The 3,627-nt window shown below is 42.3% G+C and carries 3 protein-coding genes; 1 reads left to right on the forward strand and 2 read right to left on the reverse strand.

The features are described from left to right. On the forward strand, nt 1–239 hold a 239-nt coding region (locus VE944_RS28460), incomplete at its 5' end, for a glycosyltransferase (RefSeq protein WP_414690169.1). Here the strand turns inward: VE944_RS28460 and VE944_RS28465 are convergent. Both VE944_RS28465 and VE944_RS28470 read right to left on the reverse strand, forming a co-directional pair. Next, nucleotides 236–898, reverse strand: a complete 663-nt coding sequence (locus VE944_RS28465; protein WP_324985325.1) for a hypothetical protein — start codon at nt 896–898, stop codon at nt 236–238. The two genes, VE944_RS28460 and VE944_RS28465, sit on opposite strands and share 4 nt — an antisense overlap. Nucleotides 899–1,275: 377 nt before the next feature. Next, a partial coding sequence (locus tag VE944_RS28470; RefSeq protein ID WP_324985328.1) for an efflux RND transporter permease subunit occupies nt 1,276–3,627 on the reverse strand: 2,352 nt, incomplete at its 5' end.

Below are 3,627 nucleotides of genomic sequence, written 5' to 3' on the forward strand. Positions count from 1 at the left end.
TTGGCACTCAGGTAGACGGAATTCCTGAAGCTTTGGACAATGGACAAGCAGGACTTTTAGTACCAGCAAAAGATAGTAATGCTTTGGCTGGAGTTTTAGTGCAATTACTGAGTAATGCCGATATGCTGCACGGATGGAAACAACGGGCAAATCACAACCTAGAGTGGCTGAGTGTTGCCCGCGTCCATCAGGAAACACTGGCGGTGTATCGTGAATTAATTACAGAGTCAGAGCGTTAAGAGTGTAGCGATCGCTTTACTTTTAAAGCTACACCTAAAGCGCCAAATACTAGTACACCCAAAACATTAGTTGATTCAGGAACAGCAGTGTAATGACTACCCACTCTGATTGGCCCATCTTTATCCACTTGCTCTGCTGGCACTGGTGGAATGATTCCAGCACCTGGTGATACATTGGGGCTGGTAGCGAATGGATTGTAAAACAGGGTTCCCTTTGGGATTACGCCACCACTAAAAGTGATGATGTTATCTTTTATGGTAACGTCTGAAAAAATATCCTTTAGATCGGGGTTATTAGAGTAACCAATCTTCCCATCTCCATTAACATCTCCCCATTGCACCGGCTCATTATCAAATACGGGACTAGAATCTGGATTACTATAGGCAAGCGTTTTTAAATCAAAGACCAAGCTTTCTATATCGTACCCAGTGTCATTTAGTAAGTTATTAGCTACATCTGAGACACCATATTCTATTACTTGTCCTGGTTGAAACTCTGGCCCAAGGGTTCTCGGGTTTTTCGTTTTAAGTATGCTTTCATTTTGAGTTGTCACGATGGGTTCTACCAAGATGAAGGCTCTCGCTGGTGTCAAAGACGAAAAACTAATTCCTACTGCTCCTAGAACAGATAAGGCTATTTTGGTTGCTATTGTAGTCATATTTCTGTCCTTTTATACATTGATTGAGAGAATACTATACCCTGTGGGTTAAATCAAACAGCAAAAGCTCACTTTTAAACCACTATCTAACTGCTAGATAAATAGCGGTTAATGTGTGCTTGCTCAGTGAGTTTATATCAACTCATAGATTGATTTATAAAGCAATTCTTGTAATGCTTTATCATGATAACTAGTAATTTCACGCAATCTTTATAAAAAATCTAAATTACAAGTTATGCGTTGACAGATTAGACAATATGTGGATTTGAAAAAAACTGACTTTAACGCGATCTACCAACAAGTTTTTTCGTTGGCAAATCACGTTAATTTAAATTCCAGCGTAGAACGTGTTGAAAAATTTAATCCCTCTCAGGGATTCAAATAAATTTTTTCGTAAATCCACGCAACCACACTAACACTGGCTTTGCCCAATTCCCACCTAACAAATCGTGTAGCAGAATATAAAAACAGGGGATGATAAACAATGTCAGCATTGTAGCGATCGCCATCCCAAAGAAAACTACAATCCCTAAAGGCTGCAAAAACTCAGAACCTTCGCCAATGCCCAATGCCAAAGGAAACAGTCCCAAAATAGTGGTGACTGTAGTCATGATAATTGGGCGCAAGCGTTGAGGGGCAGCTTTCATAATCGCAATTTGGCGAGTACAACCAACTTCATCCCGAATTTGGTTCGCCAGTTCTACCATTAGAATCCCTGCGTTTACCACAATTCCCACCAACAATACAACGCCAACAATTACAGTTGCGCCAATTGCAGTTTGGGTAATGTAAAGTCCAAAAATTCCCCCAGCTAACGCCAGTGGTACGGTGAAGATAATTACCAACGGGTCAATGAGCGAATTGTATTGCACCGCCATGACTACAAATATTAGGAACACCGCCATCGCTCCCAAAGTTTTTAAAGCATCCTGAAGTTGTTGATTAGTTTCTTGGGCAGAACTAGGCACAATTGAAACGCCATCAGGTAATTTTACATCCTGGAGTACCTCATTGACTTCTGCGATCGCTTCACCAAGACTAGCCCCCTCGCTCAGATTGCCTGCCACAATAAAAGCTTGGCGCTGATTAATCCGTTGCACCTCACCAGGCGCTTGACCTTCTTGAATGTTCGCAACATCTGAAAGGCGGATTAGTTGATTGTTTTCTGTAAATAGCGGTAATTGTTCTAGCTGGGAAGGACGCGCAATTGCTTCCTTATTTAACTGCACCCGCACATCAACTAAACGATTACCGCGTTGAATTTGCGTGGGAACTGAACCTTCAATTGCTGTTTGAACTGTTGCACCAATTTGCCCGGCGCTCAACCCTAATGCCGAAACCCTTTCCCAGTCGGGGCGAATTTGGATTTCTGGTTGTCGGGGGTCGGCATCTGGTCGGAATGTCGCTAATTTTGCCCTTTCTTGCAATGCTTGCAGCACTTGTGCGCCTGCTTGCGTTAAGTTTTCTTCATTCTCACCTTGCAGAATCACGTCAACATCTGACCCTTGCACTGGAGAATTACTCAAGATTAAACCCCGCACCTGACCAGGATTGAGGCGTAGCAGAATTCCTGCTAAGTTGAGTTTGTTAAATTCCTGAGTTACTTTTTTGACGAAAGCTTCAACCTCTGTGCCTGGTTTTAGATTGATAGTGCTACTGGCACGTAAAGGATTTTCTGTAGTATTGCTACCAAACAAAGAACCACCCACAGTTGTGAAAGCAGACTCTGTTTCTGGTTGTTTGAGCAAAATGTCATCGACAATTTGCATAACTTTCTCAGAAGTTGCTAAAGGTGTACCAGGAGGAAACTGCGCTCTCAAGGTAGCTTGACCAGTACTGATGCGGGGTAAAATTTCTTGGGGAATTTGACCAAACATAAAGAAAGTGCCGCCGCCTAAAATTAACAAAGCAGCGATAACGACGAGGAGCCGATAGCGTAAAACCTTGGTTAAGAAGTTACTGTATCCCCGTGTAGCATCTTCAAATCGGTGATTAAACTGTCTAAGCAACCAAAATTCACTAATCCGACTAGACCAGCGAATTCCCAAGAGTCGAGAAGATAGCATCGGCACTACTGTAATGGCGACGACAAGGGAAGCTGCTACTGCGAAGCTAATTGTCAAGATCAGTTCATTAAATAGCAGTGCAATGAAGCCACCAATTAAGAGAAATGGCACTACAGAAACTAAGTTTGCAGCTGTAGCAGCAACTAAAGCAGATTCCACTTCTTGGGAAGCATTCATCGCACTGTCAATAAAGAATTTTGAATTTCTCCTCTGCCCCTCTCCCTCCATCTCTTTCTGATTGGGAGTCATCCCTGTTTTCTCGGAAATGTTCTCCAAAATCACAACCGATGTATCAATTGCTTGACCGACTCCTAATGTCAGACCTGCTAAACTAAACACATTCAAAGTCAAGCCAAAGATTTTCATCAGAGCGATCGCTGTTAGAGTACACAACGGAATCGTCAAACTGATAATCAATGTTTGTCTGAATGATCCCAAAAATAACAACACTGCTGCTGCTGCTAACAATGCTCCAGAAAGCCCTGAAAAGATGACATCATTTAAAGAGTTACGGATGAAAACAGATTCATCTGTAGTGGGACTCAAAGTCATATCTGCTGGAATTAAACCCGATTGTCGTAATTGTTCAATTCGCCGCTTCACAGCATCTACAACGGTAATTGTGTTCGCTTCAGGCTGCTTTTGAATTGAAAATTTCACCGC

It is taken from the genome of Nostoc sp. (genome assembly GCF_035638895.1).
Lineage (GTDB): Bacteria > Cyanobacteriota > Cyanobacteriia > Cyanobacteriales > Nostocaceae > Nostoc.

Excerpts from the sequence above, each read along its gene's own strand:
- VE944_RS28465 (WP_324985325.1), bottom strand. The coding sequence starts at position 898 with ATGACTACAATAGCAACCAAAATAGCCTTATCTGTTCTAGGAGCAGTA.